The following is a 21,948-nucleotide window of genomic DNA, read 5'->3' on the forward strand; positions in this document are numbered from 1 at the left end:
GTATGAAGGCTTGAGCCTTTGCATCGGCTCGCGCGAGGCGTCGCGGGCGGGGGAACCGTTCCCGTTGAAGCGCAGGCGGTCGCGGGCATCGTGGCTGCCGCGGCCCATACTCGTTCGTACGGCGCGGCTTTCGCCGCCTCGAACGATCTGCGCGGGCCCTTCGGTTCGCCACGCTCGCTTAAGGCGGCGGATTCGGGACTTGCCGGAAGGAGGGAGCGCGGTCGCTTTTCGCGGTGATGATCGGCAGAGACCTAGCGCTTTCCTGCCGCATCTTCGGAGTGACGGGGGTCTGGGCGACGGCGAGGAAGGTGCGCCGCCGCCCCTTCCTCGCCGTCTTTGCCCATTTCGAGAAGGGCAAAGACGGCGAATGCAAGGAGATGTTCGGGCATCGACCCTATCGCGTCCTTCGCGAAGCTTTTCGTCTGCAGGATGCCGTTCCCGCTCGTGCAGGCTCCATCTCGTCGCGCTTCGCGCGGGCCCTCCGAACGCTGCGCTTTTCGAGGCGGAGAGGCTCCCTCCTCTTATGGAGGCGATCCTGGCCCCCGCTCGCTTCCCTGTTTTACAGCAGCTCGCACACCTTGCCGAGCAGGGGCTCGAAGCTCACGCCGCGATCGCGGAACTCGGGCTGCTTGGCGCTCACGATCATGGCGTCGTGCACGAAGTCGCCGGCGAAGCGCACGGCCTCCTCCAGCGTCCGTCCCGCCATCACGGCTGCCATCAGGCACGACGCGTACAGGTCGCCCGTGCCGTGCAGCAGGTAGGGCAAGTACTCGTTGTGCACCTCCGCCGTCTCCATGTCAACGCCGCCCACGAAGTTGCGGATGCACGTCTCGCCCTCGCGCTGGATGCCCTTGAGCACCACGTGCTTCGCGCCCTTCGCCACCAGGGCGTCCACCAGACGGTGCGCCTCCTCGTCGGAGATGTCGGTGCCGGCCCACTCGTCGCCGATGGGCTCGCCCAGGATGATGGCGGCCTCCGTCAGGTTCGGCGTGAGGATGTCGGCCCCGCAGGCCAGCTCGGCCATCGCGTCGCACAGTTCCGGCGTGTAGGTGGGGTACACCGTGCCGTGGTCGGCCATCACCGGGTCAACCACGCGCAGCGCCGCGGGGTACATGGCGTACAGGTCGCGGATACGGTCCACCTGCTCGGGCGCGCCCAGGAAGCCGGAGTACACTGCGTCGATCTCCACCCCGATGTTCTTCCACGCCGCCAGGTAGTCGCCCAGCATGGCGGTGGTGTCGTGCATGTACCAGCCGGGGAACGCCGTATGCGACGAGAACAGCCCGGTGGGCACGGGGCACACGTCGCAGCCGGCGGCCGAGAGCACCGGGATGGCCACGCCCAGCGAGCACTTGCCGTAGCCGCACAGGTCGTGCACGGCGGCGACGCGCGGGATGTAGTCGCCTTCGCGGTGGTAAAGGTGCGTTGCGGTTGCATTTTCTGAGTTCATAGGGCCTGGCCTTTCTCGTTGGATTCTGGACGATATGCCGCCGCCCTGCCTGCATGCGACAGGAAGGGCGGCGATGGAAAGCTATGCTGCGACAGACACGTGCCGGCCATGTGGAGATGGCGTGCTTGGATCGGAGTGCCGAAGACGAACGAAAGGCTACTTGCCCTCGTCCTCCTCGTCGTCGAAAAACGACCAGTCGTCTTCGTCGCCTTGACGGTCGACGAAGGTCTTGCGTGTCCGACGCTCCATGATAACGCATGCGATCAGGCTGATGACGAGCCCTGCCCCCACCAGGCAGCCGATGCCCGCGTAGGTGTTGAAGAGAAAGTCGTACAGCGCTTCGAAATCCATGGCTACCTCGTTATCTCGTCTCGATCCGCCGTGATTCCCACAGGTCGGTTGGTTTCACGCGTTAGAGTATACTATGCCCGGTCAATTCCCTCGCGGGCAGGCTTTGATATTCCTTTATTCTCTACCCCTCGTTTCGCGCTCTCTCGACAAGCAACAAACGGGCGGGCTCGACGTGATCGCGGGAAGGGGGCCCGCATCTGCGAAAGGGCCTTGTGCCCCTTTCGCCGAGAGCTAATGTGTCGCCCGACGTTTTGCGTGGCGAGCCTCGTTGCGGCAAGGGCGCGCCGCTTTTCGCTTGTTCGGATGCCTCCCGACGTTTCGCGGGGAGAGTCTCATCGTGCCTTATGCCGCTTGAACGGCTGCGGCGGCGGTCCGATGGCGCAGCCTGCCTCGAGCGTCCGGAGGGCGGGGTGGGGCTGTCTGCTTCGGATCGGTCTTGGTGCAGGGTGTCCTCTGTTGGCGCCTGGTGCAGGCTGGCTGCGATCAAGGGCGCGTCTACCGCAGATGACGGCTATTCTGGCATTCGTCCGCCGCCCATAAGGTGCCGAAACGGTAACATTCTGTCGACAAAGCGCTTTTTTCTCGTCATAATGGCGCTGTTCGCACGGTTGCGATGCATTGCGAATCCCCTGGAAAGGAGACGAACGATGAGGAAGCCAGAGATGCTCCCGAAACGTACCGCGCTGATCGCCGCTTCGGCGGTTCTCGCTCTCTCGATGGGCGCGCTCGCGGGATGCGTGTCGTCGGGTGGTGCTGACGCCCAGCGCATAGCGGAGCTTGAGCGCCAGATCAACGAATTGAAGTCCCAGGATTCCAACAGCGGCTCTTCGTCCGCAGGCACGTCGACTGGAGGGACGGGTTCGTCTTCGTCGGATGGTACGGGCACTTCCGGCTCGACGGAAGGGGGTTCTGGCGCCTCCGGTTCGACGGACGGCGGCGCAGGCACCGCCGGGTCGACCGGTGGCGGCTCTGGCGCAGCTGGCTCTACGGGTTCGGGCATCCAGATCACCGATGCGACTGCTCAGGACTTCTCGTCGCGCGCCGACACGCTTATCGCGGAAGCCGATGCGGCTCAGCCCGGTGCCGATTTCGGAGCGCGCGTCACCACGTACATGGATTTCGAACAGCGGTTCGATGCGCTTGACCGCGAGATCGATCTATACGACGACCAAAAAGAGCTTGAGTACAAGAGCGGAGGTCTCGGTTGGGAGGACTATCGTTCCGTCAAGGTCCAGCTCGACTACATTGAAGACCGCTTGGATTACGCGATGGACTCTCTTGAACTGAGGTTTGGCATCGACGACTAAACCAGACCTGATCGGTTTTCCTCCGCTCGTTTCGCTGCTTGCGGCGGCGCGGAGCGCAAATGAAGGCGCTTCAGCGACTGTTCTCTCGCGGAATGGGCGCCGCATTCGGTTACGCATGGGGTGGACGAAGCCTTTCGCGGAATGCGAGACGAAGGCTGCTCGAAGCGGGTTTCGAGGTGAAGCCAGCGTGTCGCACGCAGTGCGGGGCCGGTTGACCGTTCGACGGGCTCAAGACCCATGGGCTGCGTTTGCTTCTGATTCGTCGCGTTCGTCGCAGCGCGAACGGGTGCGCGGCGAAGCGTGGGTTGCGGCGGTTTCGGCTGGTTGGATAGCATCGGCGTAGTGTGGAGAAGCGTGCAGCGGGGGCGTTTCGCGAGCATGGCCGGAAGCGTGCGGGCGGGGTGACACGGGCGCGTTGCCGCTCGCGGGCGGCAACGCTTCTTTGGCGCGCGGCGGTCGCTGCGCAGGAGCGCTGCTTCGGCGTGCGGTGTTTTGCGGCAGGAGGGGTGCACGCCCTGAGCGAATCGCATGCGACCTCTTGCGACAAGGGAGCCGGCGCCTTGCGGGCGAGCGAGATCGCTGTACTTGGGAAAGCGGGACAGCTCATGTTGAGAAAGCGCTTTCCGAAAGATCCCCGACGGCTTTCGCCTGCCGATAGTTCTCGTTTCGCCGATTCGCTCGTTCGCATGTGCGATTCCTTTCCTTTCGCCGTGCTTGCCGCTCTTGCGCGATGCGCTCGGGCATCCGAAACCAAACGGCAGGCTGGGCGTTGTCCTGCCATCCTCGCGCGCGGCACGTTCGAGGTCGGGGTTGCCGGGTGTTCGCGAAGCGCGGTCGTGCGCGCATGCGCGACAGGAGGGAGTTTCCGACATCGCTCGCTTTCGATGCGCGTTCGGTGAAGCGGTCAAAAAGAGGGGGTCGACGCGCTTCGCGTCATGGCGTCCGTGCGCTTGGCGGAGGCGCGCGGTAGGCTGCGGGCGGCAGCTGATCTCGGTTGTTCCCCCGCAGTCGCGCGCTTGGCGGAGGCTTGCAGAAGGGGCTGTTCGAAGAAGGTGAATTGGACGCCGCAAGGCGCTGCGAGGGCGATGCGGTGGGCGCTGCGCTGCAAGTCGCAAGGGCGCGCAGCGTCGATAGAGGGGAGAATGTGCGGAGAGGGATCGGGCAAGGGGGCAAAGCGGCGCTCGAGGGAGACGACGTGAAGCTGGCGGCCTTGCGGCTTTGGTGCGCTATACTGGGCAGACCAATGAATCCGATCGGAGAAGGAGCGCGATCATGCTCGACATCAAGTTCGTCCGCGATAACCAGGCAGCCGTCGCCGAGGCGATGGAAAACCGCCATGCTTCGTGGGATGCCGCTCGCTTCTCCGAACTGGACGAGACCCGCCGTGCCGCCATCGCGAAGGAGGAGGCGCTGCAGGCCGAGCGCAACGACACGTCGAAGTCGATCGGTCAGATGATGGCCGCCGGCCAGAAGGACGAGGCCGAAACCGCCAAGGAGCGTGTGCGCGTCATCAACGACGAGATCGCCGCCATTGGCAAGGAGCGCGAAGCCGCCGACGAGGCCCTGCGCGACCTGCTGTTGGCCACGCCCAACATGCCGGCTGACACCACGCCGGTGGGCGCGAGCGAAGACGACAACCCCGAGGTGCGCCGTTGGGGTACGCCGCGCGATTTCGCCGCCGAGGGCTTCGAGATGAAGCCGCACTGGGACCTGGGCCCGGAGCTCGGCATCATCGACTTCGAGCGCGCGGTGAAGCTCGCGCGCAGCCGCTTCATCCTGCTGGGCGGCCTCGGCGCCCGCCTCGAGCGCGCGCTCATCAACTTCATGGCCGACACGCATGCATCGCGCGGCTACAAGGAGTGGTGGTGCCCGGCCATGGCCAACGCCGAGACGCTCACCGGCACGGGCCAGCTGCCGAAGTTCGAGGAGGACCTGTTCCACACCACGGAGGGCCTCTACCTCATCCCCACGGCCGAGGTGCAGCTCACCAACATCCACGCCGGCGAGGTGCTCGACGCCGGCCAGCTGCCGCTCAAGTACTGCGCGTTCACGCCGTGCTTCCGCGAGGAGGCGGGCAGCGCCGGCCGCGACACGCGCGGGCTCATCCGCGTGCACCAGTTCGACAAGGTGGAGATGGTGAAGTACGCCAAGCCCGAGGAGAGCTTCGACGACCTGGAGGCCATGGTGGCCGACGCCGAGAACATCCTGCAGCTACTGGGCCTGCCGTACCGCGTGATCAGCCTGTGCACGGGCGACATCGGGTTCTCGGCCGCCAAGACCTACGACCTCGAGGTGTGGCTGCCCAGCTACAACGGCTACAAGGAGATCTCGTCCTGCTCCAACTGCACCGACTTCCAGGCGCGCCGCGCGAACATCAAGTACCGCGATCCCGAGCATTTCAAGGGCTCGCGCTTCGTGCACACGCTGAACGGCTCCGGCCTGGCGGTGGGCCGCACGATGGCCGCCGTCATCGAGAACTACCAGCAGCCCGACGGCACCGTGCGCGTGCCCGACGTGCTGGTGCCCTACATGGGCGGCGTCGAGGTCATCGCGCCGGAATAGGCGCGGCGGGCTCGTAGGAGAAGGTGGAGGCATTTCGTGGTTGCGAGGCGCGCACGTGCGACCAAGGCGAAGGGGAGGCGAGGAGGGTCTGGGCGCGTCGTGTCGCCCACCGCTCCCTCCTCGCCTTTCCGACCCGTGTCGGGCGTGCGCCGTGTTGGCTCCTCTTCGTCCGATCGCCCTGCCGGACCTTCGGCGTTTCGTCCTGCAGGTGGGTCCTCGGCCGGTCGTATTCCGGCTGCATCCGCGGGCAGGCGCCCCGCAGGTGCGCCGACGGCCGGTCGTCTTGCGGGTGCGCCCGTAGGCGGGCGTCTTTCTAGTGCGGCTGGGGCGCCCGACTCCGATCGCTCCGCTCGTGCAGGCCGGCGATCGCCACGAACGGCCAAACGGCGGCGTTGGCCGTTCGTGGCGGTGCCTGTGCTGCTGGTTGCGGTGACGATCGGCCTGTTCTCGTGGGATCGCTGGTTGCGCTACGACGACGCCGCCGAGTTTCAAGGCTCGTGGCAGGCTCATGGCACCGACGGCGTGGTGGTCATCGACGGAGAGCGCATTAATCTCACCGATGACGTGGCGTACTCTTACCGGATCGATCCGATGGCAAAGACCATCTCGTTCACGTTCGGAACTTTGGAGGGGCAAGGTCGCTACCGATTCTCGCTCGATCGGTCGCAGCTGGTCATCACCGAGGGTGCAGGGTACTCGTGGATTTCCACGCTCGTTGACGACGTCGGATGGATGGCCGATCAGCTGGTGCGCTTCGTGCAGGGGCGACCGCAAGCGGAGGTTCTTCCCGGTGATGGCGTGACCGTGTTCGACCGTCTGCCCTCCGACGGGGCTGTTGCCGCGCAGGGCGGCAAGACGCTTTCGCAGGAGGGGCGCGCCGCCGATGGGGATGCGGGCCGATCAGCAGTCGATGCCGACAGCGCCTTTGACGGGAGCGTTGACGAAAGAGCAGACGATCCGGCTGGCGACGGCGCGCAAGGTCCTGCGGAAACGGGCGCCGCCAACAGCGCTCAAGGCGCGTCCGGCATCGTTGGAGCCTCGTCGCAGGCTGCGTTTGGCGAGGCTGATCTTCCCGTATGAGCTCTCGCCGCCATCTCTCCATCCACCGTCGCTCTCTTCGTTGCACGCTTGGTTCGGCGAAAGACCCTCTCGCTCGTTCCGGTCGATTTTCATCGTCCGGCCCCTCAAAGCCTTCCGCGCGGATCGCGGCATCTCCTCGAGACGGCGAATCGCGATCCTCCGGGCGGCTTCGCGCGCCGTCTTCTCTGCCGGATCAGGCACGTTCCTCTGTTGGTTCGCCGGTTCGTCCCGCGCTCGCGATCGAACGGCTGACGGTGCGTACGGGTCGCCTCGTCTGCCACGTGGCGCTTGCTCCAGACGCTCCGCGCCTCACCTCGCCTGCGCTCGCCGCGCGCGTTTGCGCGGCGTTTCCCAACCTGCCGCACCATGCATGCGTGAACAACGTGGGGGACACGTTTGCTGCCGTTATGGATTGCACGCCGCTGCCGCATCTTCTCGAGCATCTCGTGGTGGACCTCCAGGCTCAGGCAGCTTCTCCGAGCAGCGACGACGTGTTCGTCGGCGTGACCGAATGGACCGACGAGGAGGCTGGTCGCGCTCGCGTAGAAGTAAGTTTTACTGACGATCTGATCGCTTTGCGGGCTTTTCGCGACGCCGTCGACTTTCTGAATGCCGTGGTGGTACTCTAAGCGAATGACTACGGCACACCTCACATTCGACCAGACGGGCGACAAGGTAGCCGATCGCGTCACGAAGATGCGCTCTTCCGCCGTGCGCGACCTGTTCGCCGCCGCGTCGAACCCCAACATCATCTCGCTGTCGGGCGGCATGCCCGACGTGTCGCTCTTGCCCCACTCCGCCATCCGCACGGCCGCCCGCGCCGCCTGCGACGACGAGCGCGCCGTGGCGCTGCAGTACGGCTCGACCGACGGCCGCGTGGAGACGAAGCAGGTGTTCTGCGACCTCATGCGCGACATCGGCGTGCGCGCCAAGCCCGAGAACGTCATGATCACCACGGGCGCGCAGGAAGCGCTCGACCTCATCGCCAAGACGTTTTTGAATTCCGGCGACATCGTGCTGGCGGAAGGCCCCACCTACCTGGGCGCGCTCCAGGCGTTCAGCGCCTACGAGCCCGACATCCGCTGCATCCCGTTCGACGACGAGGGCATGCGCATGGACCTCCTGGAAGAGGAGCTCGCGCGCATCGGCAAGGGCAACCCGCGCCTCAAGTTCCTCTACACCATCCCGAACTTCCAGAACCCCGGCGGCGTGACCATGGTGCCTGCTCGCCGCAAGCGCCTGCTGGAGCTGTCGGAGGAGTACGGCTTCATGGTGGTGGAGGACGACCCTTACGGCCGCCTGCGCTACGACGGCGGCCACGTGCTGCCGCTCAAGGCGCTCTCGGACGACGTCGTGTACCTGGGCACCGTGTCGAAGGTGTTCGCGCCCGGCCTGCGCACCGGCTGGATCGTGGCGCCGAAGAGCGTGCTGGCGAAGATAAACCTGGTGAAGCAGGGCACCGACCTCTGCGGCAGCGCCTTCAACCAGGTGGTGGTGGAGCACTACTTCACCGACACGCCGTGGCAGAAGACGCTGCAGAAGTTCGTGAAGACCTACCGCACGCGCCGCGACGCCATGCTGGCCGCACTGGACGAGCACTTCCCGGCCGAGGCCACGTGGACGCGCCCCGAGGGCGGGTTCTTCGTATGGGTGACGCTGCCGAGCTACATGGATACCGGCTCCATGCTGGGCGTTGCGTTGGAGAACGGCGTGACATACACCCCGGGCGACGGGTTCTTCCCCGACGGGAAGACCGGCAAGAACTGCATGCGCATCGCGTTTTGCTACGAGAGCCCGGAGAACCTCGCAGAGGCGGTCAGGCGCCTTGCAGGCGTCATCGACGGGCGGCTGGGACTGTACCGTTCGTTTATTGATGCTGGCGTTCTGCCGAATGCCGGACAAGTCGAAGCAGCGAGCCCTTCCGGCGCCCAATCTTGACCTTTGCGCGCTTGCCATCGCGTGCGAAAGGGCACTCGGTTGCGTGGCGGGCCAACCTTGGATGCCGAAAGGACCCTCGCTGACTGAAGTTGACTGGTGGTTTGCCCGCTGTTGAAAGGAAACGACATGGGCCTCAAAGTTGCAGTGTTGATGGGCGGCGCTTCGTTCGAGCGCGAGTTTTCCCTGGCCAGTGGCAGATGCGTGTGCGCGGCGCTCGAGGAGGCCGGCCACAAGGCGGTGCCGCTCGACACCACGAGCGATCTCGTACCCACGCTGCGCAGCGAGCGTCCCGACGTGTGCTACAGCGCCCTGCACGGCAAGCACGGCGAGGACGGCACCATCCAGAGCCTGCTGGAGTTTTTGGACATCCCGTTCGTCGGCTCGCCGTCGCACGTGTGCCACCGCACGTGGAACAAGGACTCCATGCACTACGAGCTGGCCACGTACCGCGCCATCACCGGCGACGCCCCCATCGCCTCGTGGCCGCAGGGCATTTACCTGGCGCGCGACGCCTTCAAGGACATGGGCGCCGCCACGGCGCTCGACCTGGTGCAGGAACGCGTGTTCGGCGGCTACCCCGTGGCGGTGAAGCCCGCGCACGGCGGAAGCGCCATGGGCGTGCATCGCGTGGATTCCGTCGACGATCTGGGCGAGGCCATCCTCGATGCGCTCTCGTTCGACGAGGCCGTGGTCATCGAGCAGTGGGTGGAAGGCGTGGAGATGGCCGTGTCGGTGCTCGGCACCGGCTGGGACGCCTACGCGCTGCCGCCGGTGGAGATCGTCCCGAAAAGCGGCATGTACGACACCGAGGCTCGTATGACCCCCGGCGCCGTGGAATATTTCGCTCCCGTGCGCAACGCCTCGCTCGCGCCCGACGAGGCCGACGCCCAGGCTATCCGTGCCGAGATCGAGCGCGCCGCGCTCGAGGTGTACCGCGCTTACCAGGTGCGCGATCTCGCCCGCATCGATCTCATCTGGGATGGTGCCCAAGCTCGCGTCTTCGAAGTGAACGTATCGCCGGGCATGGCCGAGCACTCCCTGTTTCCCGTTGCCTGTGCCGCCGCCGGTTTGTCGATGCCGAAGGTTTTCGACGAGCTGGTGTCCCAGTACGAACGATAGGGAAAAGAGCGGGCAGGGAGGCCAAGGTCCATCGAGCGGCAAGAGCGGCTGGGCGCTTCTCGAACGTTAGCGCTTTTTGTAGGGGTGGGGTGGCGGTCTTGGCAAGAGGGTCCGGCGGTTTTCCCATCGGCCGTCGGAAGCGGTGGCGACTATGTCGGCAACGCCGTCCAGGCTCTTTCGGGACGGGGGCGATAACCATTTACGGACACCTGGTCGGCAGTCCCTCTCGAGCGCGCGCCAATTGAGACCCCGATGGCTGAACGGATGCTCAGGCCACCGGAGCGGCTATGCTCCGACTGCAATGGGGTGCGCCGTTTCGGCTCGGCGGCGGGGCGCGTTTCCGAATGGAGCTGCCATGCCGACCCCAGCTTGGCGGTAAGCCCTTTCAGCGCAAAATTCGCCAGATTGCTACTGCAGCGCGATCTTGCGCGAGAAGACGAGCGCGGCGTTTCTCCAGGTTGCAGGAGTGCTCGCTAGGGTGCGGCGGACCGGATGGAGGAGCGCGGCGAGAGACGCCGTTTCCGGCGGAATCCGGTAGCAATCTCGGATTGCGGCAGAATCTCGGATCGCCGCAAGGGCATGCCCCCTGGGGCGCGGCGTGGCGACCGGCCCTTGGAAGGGGGCCGTGCGCGCATGGCAAATGAAGGTAAGGAGGGGGTGCCGACAGGCTTCAACACGAGGGGCGCTGCGGCGTTCGGGAAGATCCCCGGCGGCCCGTGCGCGACGAGCCTGCGCAACGGACCCTCGGGGCCGGGCGGGGGCCCTCGACGTGCCCGAGGGGAGGTGCGCGGGCGCTGCGGGCATCCAGGGCGCGCCCACCGCCCGGAGGCTGCCAAGAAGGGGCCCTGCCGCCGCCGCGCAAAGGGACGGGACCCGCCGACGCCTGCGGGCCGCGCGCTTTGCCGGGGCCGCCATCTCGTTCTGGACGCGAGGCCGCAGGAGGCGCGACCGCCCTCGCGACCGCCCTCAACGGTGCCGGGAGGAAAGGCTCGAGGCCTTCCGGGAGAACGACGGCGAGGCGCGCGATGCGATCGCGGGCCGCAGGAGGCGGCTCGGCTGCGCCGCGCAGGCAGTCCGGGCTGGCTGCGCGGCTCCAAATGCAACCTACGTGCAGCGCGGGGGGGGGCGAGGGTATTGTGGCGCATGGCGTTACAGACGAGCCGTCGCTCGATCTTCCTCGCGGGCACTTCGCGTGCGAAAGGGATAGAATACGGCCATGGGTTCGCTCGATCTGCTCAACATAGGGCTCGATGGATACAGCGCGCTTTTGTGCGCGGTGATGGGCGTCCATGCGCTCATCGGCGAACGCGGGCGCCGTGACGGGGTGAGCCGCTGCTTCGCGGGCATCTGCTTCGCGAATGCCGTCATGGCCTTGGGGGACATGACGTCGTGGGCGCCTGCGCCGCCCCTTGACAAGGCGGGATACGCGCTGGTGGTTGCAGGGTCGTTCGCCTATTATGCGGCTGTGATGCCCCTCTACCTATTCTTCACAGGCTATATCGTGTCGTATTTGAAGCGCCGCACGCAGCTTGCGCCGGCGGTGCGCCGTGTGGCGCCGCCGCTTCTGGGGGCGCTGTTCGCGGCGTACCTGGCGTGCTGCGTCGCCTCGCTGTGGAACGGGATGCTGTTCTCGGTGACGCCGGAGAAGGGCTATGCGCGCGGCGACTTGTTTTGGGTGTCGCAGGCATCCGTCATCGCGCTGCATCTGTTCAACGCCGTCCTTGTGCTGCGCCATTTCGGATGCCTGACCGCGGCGGAACGCTTGGGGTTCGCAAGCTACCTCGTGCTGCCGATGGCGGCCAACGCCGTGCAGGTGGCGTCGTTCGGCATCGCGCTTCTGAACGCGTCCATCACGTTGGCGCTGCTCATCATCTTCATCAGTATCCAATCCGAGCGCAAGGCGCTTTTGGCACGGCGCGATCAGGAGCTTGCCGAGGCGCGCGCGAACATCATGCTGAGCCAGATCCAGCCGCATTTCCTGTACAACACGCTGACGGCCATTCGCGAGCTGTGCCTGATCGACCCCGGCGAGGCCGCCCGCACGGTGACGGACTTCTCCTCCTATCTGCGAGAGAACATGGCATCGCTCACCAGCAGCCGTCCCATCCCCTTCGAGCGCGAGCTGCGCCATGCGCGCACGTACCTGTCCTTGGAGCGACAACGGTTCGGGGAGCGGCTTCGCGTGGAGTTCGATGTGGCGACGATGGCGTTCTGCCTGCCGCCCCTGTCACTGCAAGCGCTCGTCGAGAACGCGGTGCGCCACGGCGTCACCAAGCGCGAGGAGGGGGGGATGCGTGCGCATCGTCGTGCGGGAGGAGCCGGATGCGTTCGCGGTGGCGGTGGAGGACGACGGCGTGGGGTTCGACACGGCGCGGATGGCGGATGACGGGCGGTTGCATGTGGGCATCGCCAACGTGCGGGCGCGTATGGGGATGCTGGTGGGTGGCACGCTTTCGGTGGAGAGCGCGCCGGGTGCGGGTACGCGCGCGACGCTGCGGGTGCCGAAGGCCGAGGAGGGGTGCGGGGGGTCGGAGTCCTCGGCGAGAGGGACGGTTTCTGCGGAAGCTGCGCGCCTGACGGGGCGCCGCGCGAAAGGAGGGCGGGTGAGGTGAACGTCATCGTGGTGGACGACGAGCCGTTGGCGCTGCGCGGCATCGGGCGCTTGGTGCGCGAGGCGCTGGAGGGCGATGGGGGTGCGGCGGGCGCCGGAGCGAATGCCGTAGCGGATGCGTTGCCTGCAGCGAGCGCGGCGGACGCCGGGATGGCCGACGCCGGGGCGGCGGTGGATATCCGGCTGTTCTCGCTTTCGCGCGAGGCGTTGGCCTTTGCGCGCGAGCGTCGCGTGGACGTGGCGTTTCTGGATATCGAGATGCCGGGGATGGGCGGCTTGGCGTTGGCGAAGGCTCTCAAGGACATCGACCCGGATGCGCATATCGTGTTCGTAACCAGTTACGAGCGGTACGCGGTTGATGCGTTCTCGGTGCACGCGACAGGGTATTTGCTGAAGCCGGCGCGTTTGGAAGACGTGCGGCGCGAGCTGGCATTCATCGGGGATGATTTGCGGCGACGCGATGCGCACGTCGGGGCCGAGGGCGCCTCGGCGGCAGGCTCGCGAGGGTCTTGGTATGCGGAGGGTGCTGACGGCCGCCGGGTTGGCGGCGAACCCTGCGACCGGTCGCGCAAGCTGCGAAAGGTTCGTGTGCGGACGTTCGGAGGGTTCGAGGCCGAGGTGGGCGGTGTGCCGCTTTCGTTCAAGCGCTCGAAGTCCAAAGAGCTGCTCGCGCTGCTGATCGACCGACGCGGGTGCGGCGTGACCACGCGCGAGGCGTGCGCGGTCTTGTGGGAGGATGCGCCCTATAGCGCCTCGCAGCGCAGCTACTTCCAAAACGTCGTGGCCGATCTGCGCGCCGCGCTCACCGCTGCGGGCGCGGAGGCGGCGCTCGTGCGCTCGCGTAACAGCCTGGCTATCGACCCTGCGCTCATCGACAGCGACAGCTACCGCTTCCTCGAGGGCGACCCCGTTGCGGTGAACGCGTATCGCGGCGACTACCTGCCCGCCTATTCTTGGGCCGAGTACTCCGTTGGCTCGTTCTCGCGGGTGCGCTAAGACAGAGGCGGCGAGCGCGGCGGGCGAAAGTGGCACAGATCGCGCTTCGTGCATAGGTCGGTAGCTCCCTATCGAGGTGATGGCGAATCTCGAGACAACGCGACCTGGGCTTTCTGTGCCAACGGGCCGAAGAAGGAAGGGTCACGGAGCCAATGCGGGCGGAAAATCTATGCACGAAACGCGATCTGCGCCACTTCGGTCGGTTCTCTCTGCCAGTTTTGGCCAACCGGCAGGTCGTGTGCTTGGTTCATCGGGAATGAAAAGCGCGGGCACTTGTCTCGTTGCAGAGTCAGACGCCCCCCTGGCTCGTGCCGTTCGAAGGCGTTGTCGGGGTTTCGGGTATCATGCGTCGAACCGATGAGGCCGATGCTCGGTCGGCATCGTCACCCGCGGCGGGAGAAGAGTGGCGTCGCAGGCAAAGGCATTGCCCGAAGCTTTGCGCTCTGTTTGCCGAAGGATTGGTCGAGGTCTGCGCGAGCATGTCCTAAAGCGCCTCATTATCCTGCGTTTCGCCCGCCACAATTGCTCCTGAAGGGCGGTCCGGTAAACCCGAAAGCCCCTAAAGTGGTGCTGTCTCTGTCGGCTTTCTCCATAGGAAAGCGCAAAGAGGCGTGTCGCCTTTTCCGGGCGGATCTCTTTGCGACCTCGGTGGCCGAGCACGTAAGTGCGAATGCGTTTATGGGAGGGGCAAGGGAAGGCGGGTTGGCGAGTTGGAAGGCGGAATCGACTCGCTTGTTGTCGTTTTGTTGCTCATGATTTTCTACTATAAACAACATATCGTCGGGTCGGTTGCGAAAGGCGTTTTTGATCCGATTTTGAGAAGGATGGAGGAAAGAGAGCCTATGAGCAAAGCGATTTGTACTGATCGATGCAGGAAGCTGCCGGGGTGCGCTCGCGGAGTCCGCGCGGCGTTGGCGTTCGTCCTGGCGACGACCCTTCTGCCGACGGCTTTGTTCCAAACCGCTTGGGGCGATGAGGCCGTTGGGGACAAATCCCCGGGCCTTGCCAAGATGCTTGATCGCGAAAGCCAGGCGATCCTCAAGGCGTACCAAGCCGCCATCGACGCAGGGGAGGACCCGTCGTATGCGCTGGCCTATCTGGCGCAGGAATCGTACAACTCCAGTGAAAGCGACATCGCGCCTTTGTTGGGCGAAACTGCCCCTTCGGAGTTCTATCTGACGAACCAAGGGGCCGTCACTGATGTGAAGTTCCAGAACCCGTGGGGCTCCTGCTGGGCTTTCGCGGCCATTGCGGGCGTGGAGAGTTCCATCTTGAAGGCAAGCGGTGCCGCAACCGGTTCGGGCGAGGTCGACGAGCCGCAGCTTTCTAATCTGCCCAGTTCGGCCACGGGCAACGGTCTTGATTTCTCGGAGCACGCTCTGGCATGGTTCGTCCATGAGCCGCAAACCGAGGAGAGCGGCGGTTCGCAGGTGGGCGAGGGGTTGTTCCGCAACGATCCGGATTCGAATGCCACTCAGATGGTGGGCGGCATGCCTTACCAGGCCGAGTCGGCCTTGACCTCGTGGCAGTCCTTTGCGACCGAGGAGTCGGTTCCCTACACGTATCGGGATGCCGACGGGACCTTTCATACGGACGACTCCTCGTGGTACCACATGAGCAGCGCGGTGCTCGACCCTTCCGACGAAACCGATGCGCGCAACAAGGACTGGTCTGTCGATCCCGAGCTGCGCACCGAGGAGGGCACCGGCTGGCGCGTGTCAGGGACGATCGATCTGCCGAGCCCCGCCGTTGTCAGCGTGGATGCGACCACGGGCCAAAAGACGTACACAGGTTACGATGCAGAGGCCACCGAGGCCATCCAGCAGACGCTCATGGAAGTGGGGGCGGTCACCATCGCTTACAAAGGGGACCAATCTGAGCCTTCCGAGACGACGGGGGACGGCAAGTATGCCGGCAGCGGCGAACATATCTCCTACGACAACTGGTGCCAATACGATGCAAACGAGCACCCGGGTGTTGACCATGCGGTGACCATCGTTGGCTGGGACGACAACTATCCAGCTTCGAACTTCACGGGCACGGTTAGCGGCAGTCCCGAGGGCAACGGCGCATGGCTGGTCAAAAACAGCTGGGGTGCCGATGCGTTCTTCTCTGATCGTGGCTATTCGGTGGAGGATTCCATAGGATGGGGGCTGCCAGACGAGGAGGGCGGTGCAAGCGGCTTTTTCTGGCTTTCGTATTACGACCATACTATCTCAAACCCCGTCGCCTACCAGGTGACCCCCGCCTCCGAGAGCTACGATAACAACTACCAGTACGACTACCTGGCCACCTCGCAGCAACCTTCCTGCGGAACCACTCCCGGCGATGTGCGGGTTGCCAATGTGTTCACTGCTGACAGCCCGGAGATACTGCAGGCGGTTTCCGCATGGACGTTTTCCCAAGATGCAACAGTCGAGATCGAGGTGTACCTGCTGGATGACGAGGCCGATTCTCCTGTTGAGGGGGTGTTGGCGGCAAAACAAAATGCGGTATTCGAGTATGGCGGGTTCCACACCGTTGCGCTTGACAACCCGGTGCGCTTAGCCGAAGGGCAGCGTTACGCGGTGGTGGAGCGCGTGCCGACGACGTACACCGATCCCGCTACCGGCGAACAGGTTCCCGGTGGTTATTTCAATCTGGAATCGGGCATAGACCCTGAGGTCACCGCGACGATGAACATTCCTTTGAGCGCAAGCACGGTGTCCAACGACGGGGAAACGTATTACACCGAAGACGGCAAGACGTGGAAAACTCCCGCTCAGCTTAATGAGGAGATGGACCAGCTGGGTTCGCCCATGTCGTACGGAAGCGCGCTCATCAAGGCGTTTACGGACGAGGATCCGAACCCGCCTGTTCGAGAAGATGCTGTGCTCGAGGCGGTGCAGGGCGAAGGCGCTCACGGCGAGATTGTTGAGACCTATGATGCGCAGGCGTTGTCTGCGGATGACCTGGTGGCGAAGGCCTACTACGGCGAGGAATCTGCTGAGGCCGACGACTTGTCGTTCTCGTATCGGCTGGAGGGTGCAGACGACGCGTTCGTCGAGGGTCTGCCTTCCGATGCCGGCATCTACGAGGTTTCTATCACATTGTCTGGGAAGGCGGTCGGGAGCGTCGAGTATCGCGAGGTGACTGCGACGGTGCTCGTGCGAATCGATCCGGCGACGTTCTCGTATGCGGTTCCCGATCAGAAGGTGAAGATCGGCACGGGGTTGGATACTATCGAGGCGCCTTCCGTTGCCCAGGGGGTCGCGGGGCAGGAGGTGAGAGGCGCTCTTTCATGGTATCTCGATGAAGCGCGCGCTCAGCCGGTTCCGGCGGACTACGTCTTTGCCGGCAAGGAAGGCGACGCAGTGGAACTTCATTGGTCGTTCGCTCCTGCCGAAACGGAATCGAATTACGTGTCCGAGCCAGTCAACGGCGTCGCGCGGCTCACATTGTCGGGCGGTGGCAACCCCGAGGCATCGTCTTCCGGAGACGACGGTTCGACGCTGCGGAATCTTGCGAGCACTGGCGATGTGCTTGCGTCGGTGCCGATCGTGCTTGGCACGCTCGTTTCGGTGGCGGGGGTGACGCTTGTCGTGGCGGCGGCTCGCCGCCGATTCGCAGACAAAAGGTGATGTGCGCAAAGCTTCGGATGAACGCTGCGTGATCGTATGCCGTCGAGGGCTGCGCCCCTCCCGACGGCATGGCGAGCGCGTCTGCCCCTTTTGACGGCCGCAGAGAGGAAGGAATGCCGATGGGCTTGTTCGGCTCGGGAAAGTTCGACGAGGAGAAGCTGCAGGAGCGCGTGGCAAAAGCTCTTGATGAGATGGGCCTTACCGTGGAGTCGGTATCCGAGAATGATGGGGCGTTGCATGTGGGCTGCTTTCAGGGCGGGTCGGGGCTGAGCTCGTTCAAAAACCTGTCGCTCACCATCGAGGGTGTCATCGGTTTTCTCCAGGCGAACGATCGCGAGATCGTTGATGTGAAAGCAAGCCCGTGCGGCTCGGGCGACTCGATCATGAGCCAGCTGGTGACGGTTCTGTATCGGTAGAGAGGTTGTCGGTGGAAGATCGTCGACATCGAAGGGTAAGGGCCGACGTGGGAAAGCGGCTCAGCATGGATGGACGGCTTGGTGCGGGCCGACGATTTGTCGCGTTCGCACTGGGTGCGGCGTTGGCGTGCGGGCTTGCGCCTGCGGCGGCGCTCGGAGAGCCGTCGGTTTTGGAACGCACGGGCGATGCGGTTGACGTGCAAAACGCGGACGATGCGGAAAGGACGGCTGGCGCGCCGGGCGAGAGTTCGCAGGGTGAGGGCGCGGACGGTGCGCAGGGCACTCGAGACGGAGCCGAGGAATTCGAACCGGCATCCGAACCGGAGCTGCCGTGCGAGTCGGAGTCCGGGTTCAATCCGGATCTGTCATCCGAATCGGAACCTGGGCTCGGTTCTGAGCCGTCGCCCGCCCCTGCCGACTTTGTCGATCCCGCCGATGCGGCATCGTTCGACCCGCGTGAGAAGGGCCTCGTCACGCCGGTGCGCAACCAAGGCTCCGACGATTTGTGCGGCCCGTTCGCCTCGATGGCTTCGCTGGAGACCTCGCTCGTCTACGACGGCGTGGCCACCGACGAGCTGGTCGAGAAGGGCCTGTCCCCTTATCAGGCGGTGTATTTCGCCCGAATGGGAGACGAGGAGCGCGAGGCGGGAGGCTTGAACGCCTTCATGCCGGATGTCCCCTATGCCGGAGGCGTCGCGCCGTTTGCGGTGGCGGGAAGTCTGGCTGCGGGCAAGGGCGCGTCCATTGCGCAAGAGGGCGTGACGGATTGGGCGAACCCGCAGCTTGACGAGGCGTTGCGGTTCCAAAGCGACGTGCGTCTCACAGGAACCGCTCACTTCAACTTCAACGCAGCTGCCTATTGGGAGACGCCGGGGGGTGGCGAGGAGGGGCTCGCCGCCGTGAAGCGCGTCGTGGCGCACGAAGGACCGGTGGTGGCGGAGTTCTGCTCCGATCAGAGGTTCGGTAACTTCAACGACCGGGAGTCGTGCTACTACACGGCTCCCGGCACGACGGGCGCGGTGCCCGACCACTACGTGGCCATCGTGGGCTGGGACGACGGCTTTTCGCGTGAGAGCTTCAACGAGTGGATGCGGCCCGAATCCGATGGTGCATGGCTGGCGAAGAACTCATGGGGCGGCGATTGGGGAGAATCGGGCTATTTTTGGATCTCGTACGAAGATGCCACGCTGTCTGCCCAGGCGGCGCTGTTCGGCGAGGTCAAGCGCGAAGGCGAGGCTATCTACCAGTACGATGCGAGCGGGTGGACCGACTCGCTGTCGATGGGCGGCTCCGTCGGCTGGGCGGCCAACGTGTTCACGAGCGGGCGGGACGAGACGCTTGAACGCGTGCAGTTCTGCACGACGGGCATCGGCACCTCCTATGCGGTGGAGGTGCATCGCGGGGCGACCGATGCAGATCCGCGCGGCGGCGAGGTGGCGGCGACGTGCACGGGCGTGCGGGGGATGCCAGGTTATGTGACGGTGGCGCTCGACGAGCCGGTGGCGCTTTCTGCGGGCGAGACGTTTTCCGTGGTGGTGAGGCTCGAGAACGAAAGCTACGCATATCCGCTTGCCGTGGAAACGTTCACGCCCGATCCGGAGTTTCCCGATGCTGAGCCTACGTACATGGGATACGACGCGCAGGGCTCGCGCGAGGTAAGCTGGGTGTCGGTTGACGGCGTGATCTGGGAAGACCCCGCAGGCTACGGGCGCGATCTCGCACAGGGAGGGACATGGGGCGACGAGGGCGCCGGAGCAGGTTCTGCAAACGCGCAGACCGTGTCCAAGGTCAGTTCGGCGCACTCGTACGTGACGAATGTGTGCGTGAAGGCGCTCACGATGCCGTGCGAGGCGGGCGGTGGCGAAGGCGAGGATGGCGATGCGGGGGGCGAATGCGATGTGGACGGCGATGACGGTAACGCGGCGCAAACCGGCGGCTCGTCGGACGGCCCAGCTGCGCTTGCCGACACCGGCGATGTGGCGGCTCCCGTTGCAACGTCGCTTGCGGTCTTCGCCGTCGTCCTTGCCGTTTTCGTCGTGGCAATGACTCGTCGGGTGGCTACCGACGGCCGATGCGGGAACGGTCGGAAACGGCGTGCGCTGCCATGAATCTGGCGTCGTTTCGTTGCTCTCGATGCATTATGGTCGCTTCTGCTTTCCCGCGGTCGATGGAGAGGAGGTCCGTCATGGGTTTTGGGCGGTTTCAATGACGAAAAAGGCAAAGTCGGCTATAGCAACGGTCCGTATCGTGTGATGCAGGTGGTGCTGCGCGAGAAATTCGCAGGCAAGGGTTCGAAGCATTTCCGCGAGATCGAGGAATTGTGCAACGAACAGTACCCCGAAGGCTATCGGTTGCACATGTTTGCTCAGTCGATTGCGAATTCTTCAGGCTTCGGCGGCGGGAATCGCGCCGTGTGCAATCTTGTGTTTGAGCGGATGGTCTAATCAGGCATTACAGGCATCTGCGTAAAGCCGCATGGCGCGCTGTGCTGCATGCGGCCTTGCGCGTTCCGTCCCTCCGGCTTACGGGTAGGGCTTCGCTATGAAAAGAGAGGTTGTTCGAAGATGGTTCGTGATTTCTCCAATCCCAAGAAGCTCGGCTTCATGCGCTTTCTACAGGCAGTGTTCTTCCTCAACATCCTGCTTACACTGGTCTTGTCGGCGTTTCTCATCAAAGAGCAGTACGCTCTTGATTTCGCGGACGTGCTCGATTACCTCAATCTTATCTTCGAAGCCATGAGCTTCTGGCTTATCTGGCAGCGCAAAGCTGCGGCCCGCTTGCTCATCATGGCATTCGCGCTGTTCAACATCGTCATCGGGACGGGCTACAACCTCGGTCAGGGCGACTTCAACCTTCTCGACCAGCTGCTTTCCTCCCTTTTTGATGTTGTCCTGTTCCTGTACTTCCTCACGTCGCGGCGCGTGAAGGCCGTGCTCATCGAGCCGTTCACGGCTGAGGTGAAGCGCGAGGAGCTTGCGCGCGAGATCAGCTACTTCAAACCGCGTACTTGGGCGTTCTGGCGCAACCTCATCATGTACTTCTGCGTGTTCAGCGTGGTGGGGCATTGGATGGAAGCCGCGTACTGCACGCTCATCCGTTTCGGCATCCTGCCTGGCATCTACGATCCGAACTCGCAGATATGGTCGGACTGGTTCTACCCCTTCCCCGTCTACGGCGTGGGGGCGGTGGCGTGCGTGCTTCTGTTCTACCCCATCAAGAACTCCCTAGAGAGACGCATCGGCAGTCGTGTGGTGCCGCTGCTCATCAGTTTCGTCATCAACGCGTTTGTCTGCACGCTCATCGAGTTGGCGATGGGGCTTGCGCTCAACATGGATTACGCGTTGTGGGACTATCGCGATATGTTCTGCAACTTCATGGGGCAGGTGTGCTTGCAGAACGCCGTGGCCTTCGGCATTGTGGCGACGCTCATGACCTGGGTCGTCTATCCGGCACTGGAGGCGGGGCTACGCAAGCTGCCCAAGGACGGCGTGAACACGGCGTTCGTCGGCGTGTGCGTGGGGTTCGCCATACTCGTCTTCCTGTATTACGTCAATGTGGTTCTGCCTGGCGTGTCAATCACCTCCAACGAGGCGGGGTCTGTGGTGGAGATCGATTTTGGGAAAGAGGGCAAAGTTCAGTGATGCGTGCGAAGGCCATGCCGGGTGGTGTGGGCGGGGTGGATTCTCCGTATTCCGCGACAACCGTCGCATAGGCTGCGAGGCGATGTGCGATGCCTTTGCTCGTTCGGGAGGACGAACTTTACGGTTACGCGCCCGACACTTTCGCGTTCTGGCGCAACCTCGCCGTGTACTTCTGCGTGTTCAGCGTGCTAGGACATTGGATGGAGATCGCGTATTGCTTGTTCATGGACGTGTGTTTCGGTATCGTGGAAGATGACTCGCTCGTGTGGGACGACCCTATGTATCCCTTTCTCGTGTACGGGGTTGGCGTGGCGGTGTGCGCCGTGGTGCTTGTGCCGCTGCGGGGGCGTCTTGTGGCCGTGCGCCGCACGCTTGTGGGGGCGGGCGTCCAGTTCTACCTGATTTCAGTTTTGGTATGCCTCGCTATGGAGCTGGCGATGGGGCTTATGCTCAACCTCCCGGATGCCGCTGGCGAGTATCCACTATGGGACAATTCCGAGCTTCCGTTCAACGTGTTCGGCCAAGCGTGGCTTGTGAACGATGCGGCGCTGGCTTCCGTGGCCACCCTCTACACCTGGGTGGTTTATCCGCTGTGCCAGAAGCTCTTGGCAAAGGTGCCGCTGCGCTTGATGAACGTGCTTGCCGCAGCCGTCGTCGCGTGCTTCGCTGCGCTGTGTGCGGTGAAGTTCTCGTAGAGTGTCTTGGGTTCGCTGGGCGAGCGCGCCTCTTCAGGGGCGGGCAACTCTGGTTCTTCGCCGGCAAGCGCGTGATCGACCTCAACGGACGCCTGCGCACCGCAGTCTGCTGTGCCGTCAACGGAAAGCGAGGAGGCCGACGAATCATCTTCGACCATGATC

General features: G+C 64.4%; 17 protein-coding genes. 15 read left to right on the plus strand and 2 right to left on the minus strand.

Going from position 1 to position 21,948, the window contains the following annotated elements; all coding sequences use genetic code 11:
- Positions 1-559: 559 nt before the first annotated feature.
- Both B5F40_RS04750 and B5F40_RS04755 read right to left on the minus strand, forming a co-directional pair.
- A complete protein-coding gene (locus B5F40_RS04750) occupies positions 560-1,450 on the minus strand; it encodes a bifunctional hydroxymethylpyrimidine kinase/phosphomethylpyrimidine kinase (protein WP_087193232.1) in 891 nt (296 codons plus the stop codon).
- Between the two features lie 156 nt (positions 1,451-1,606).
- Entirely contained in the window at positions 1,607-1,801 is a 195-nt protein-coding gene (locus B5F40_RS04755; RefSeq protein WP_087193233.1) for a DUF6724 family protein, read from the minus strand.
- 647 nt (positions 1,802-2,448) lie between these two features.
- Between B5F40_RS04755 and B5F40_RS04760 the strand changes: the two genes are divergently transcribed.
- From B5F40_RS04760 to B5F40_RS04835, 15 genes are all read left to right on the plus strand, one after another.
- Complete coding sequence (locus tag B5F40_RS04760) at positions 2,449-3,108, plus strand: hypothetical protein (RefSeq protein ID WP_087193234.1); 660 nt, start codon at positions 2,449-2,451, stop codon at positions 3,106-3,108.
- 1,272 nt (positions 3,109-4,380) lie between these two features.
- Positions 4,381-5,670 carry a serine--tRNA ligase gene (gene serS / locus B5F40_RS04770; protein WP_087193236.1) on the plus strand — a complete coding sequence of 430 codons (1,290 nt, stop codon included), beginning with the start codon at positions 4,381-4,383 and terminating at the stop codon, positions 5,668-5,670.
- A 414-nt stretch (positions 5,671-6,084) separates the two neighbouring features.
- On the plus strand, positions 6,085-6,750 hold the full coding sequence (locus tag B5F40_RS04775) for a hypothetical protein (RefSeq protein WP_140396425.1): 666 nt from the start codon (positions 6,085-6,087) through the stop codon (positions 6,748-6,750).
- 254 nt (positions 6,751-7,004) lie between these two features.
- On the plus strand, positions 7,005-7,379 hold the full coding sequence (locus tag B5F40_RS04780; protein ID WP_239442914.1) for a cyanophycin synthetase family protein: 375 nt from the start codon (positions 7,005-7,007) through the stop codon (positions 7,377-7,379).
- Between the two features lie 4 nt (positions 7,380-7,383).
- The gene (locus B5F40_RS04785; RefSeq protein ID WP_087193238.1) at positions 7,384-8,688 is read left to right on the plus strand and encodes an aminotransferase-like domain-containing protein; all 1,305 of its coding nucleotides are present in this window, start codon (positions 7,384-7,386) and stop codon (positions 8,686-8,688) included.
- A gap of 126 nt (positions 8,689-8,814) precedes the next feature.
- Positions 8,815-9,807, plus strand: a complete 993-nt coding sequence (locus B5F40_RS04790; protein ID WP_087193239.1) for a D-alanine--D-alanine ligase family protein — start codon at positions 8,815-8,817, stop codon at positions 9,805-9,807.
- A 1,216-nt stretch (positions 9,808-11,023) separates the two neighbouring features.
- Positions 11,024-12,193 carry a sensor histidine kinase gene (locus tag B5F40_RS04795; protein WP_087193240.1) on the plus strand — a complete coding sequence of 390 codons (1,170 nt, stop codon included), beginning with the start codon at positions 11,024-11,026 and terminating at the stop codon, positions 12,191-12,193.
- Positions 12,147-12,419 carry a hypothetical protein gene (locus tag B5F40_RS16200; protein WP_342395012.1) on the plus strand — a complete coding sequence of 91 codons (273 nt, stop codon included), beginning with the start codon at positions 12,147-12,149 and terminating at the stop codon, positions 12,417-12,419. Before B5F40_RS04795 ends, B5F40_RS16200 begins: the two co-directional genes overlap by 47 nt.
- The gene (locus tag B5F40_RS04805; protein WP_204217329.1) at positions 12,416-13,414 is read left to right on the plus strand and encodes a response regulator; all 999 of its coding nucleotides are present in this window, start codon (positions 12,416-12,418) and stop codon (positions 13,412-13,414) included. Before B5F40_RS16200 ends, B5F40_RS04805 begins: the two co-directional genes overlap by 4 nt.
- A gap of 842 nt (positions 13,415-14,256) precedes the next feature.
- The gene (locus B5F40_RS04810) at positions 14,257-17,034 is read left to right on the plus strand and encodes a lectin like domain-containing protein (RefSeq protein ID WP_087193242.1); all 2,778 of its coding nucleotides are present in this window, start codon (positions 14,257-14,259) and stop codon (positions 17,032-17,034) included.
- 119 nt (positions 17,035-17,153) lie between these two features.
- A complete protein-coding gene (locus B5F40_RS04815) occupies positions 17,154-17,450 on the plus strand; it encodes a hypothetical protein (RefSeq protein ID WP_087193243.1) in 297 nt (98 codons plus the stop codon).
- Between the two features lie 47 nt (positions 17,451-17,497).
- Positions 17,498-19,558 carry a lectin like domain-containing protein gene (locus B5F40_RS04820; RefSeq protein WP_087193244.1) on the plus strand — a complete coding sequence of 687 codons (2,061 nt, stop codon included), beginning with the start codon at positions 17,498-17,500 and terminating at the stop codon, positions 19,556-19,558.
- A gap of 84 nt (positions 19,559-19,642) precedes the next feature.
- Positions 19,643-19,894 (plus strand): hypothetical protein, encoded by a 252-nt coding sequence (locus B5F40_RS04825; protein ID WP_204217331.1) that lies wholly within the window; start codon positions 19,643-19,645, stop codon positions 19,892-19,894.
- Positions 19,895-20,014: 120 nt separating this feature from the next.
- The gene (locus B5F40_RS04830; protein ID WP_087193245.1) at positions 20,015-21,091 is read left to right on the plus strand and encodes a putative ABC transporter permease; all 1,077 of its coding nucleotides are present in this window, start codon (positions 20,015-20,017) and stop codon (positions 21,089-21,091) included.
- 89 nt (positions 21,092-21,180) lie between these two features.
- Positions 21,181-21,786 (plus strand): putative ABC transporter permease, encoded by a 606-nt coding sequence (locus tag B5F40_RS04835; protein ID WP_087193246.1) that lies wholly within the window; start codon positions 21,181-21,183, stop codon positions 21,784-21,786.
- Positions 21,787-21,948 lie beyond the last annotated feature (162 nt).

The sequence above is a fragment of the Gordonibacter sp. An230 genome, from assembly GCF_002159915.1.
Lineage (GTDB): Bacteria > Actinomycetota > Coriobacteriia > Coriobacteriales > Eggerthellaceae > Rubneribacter.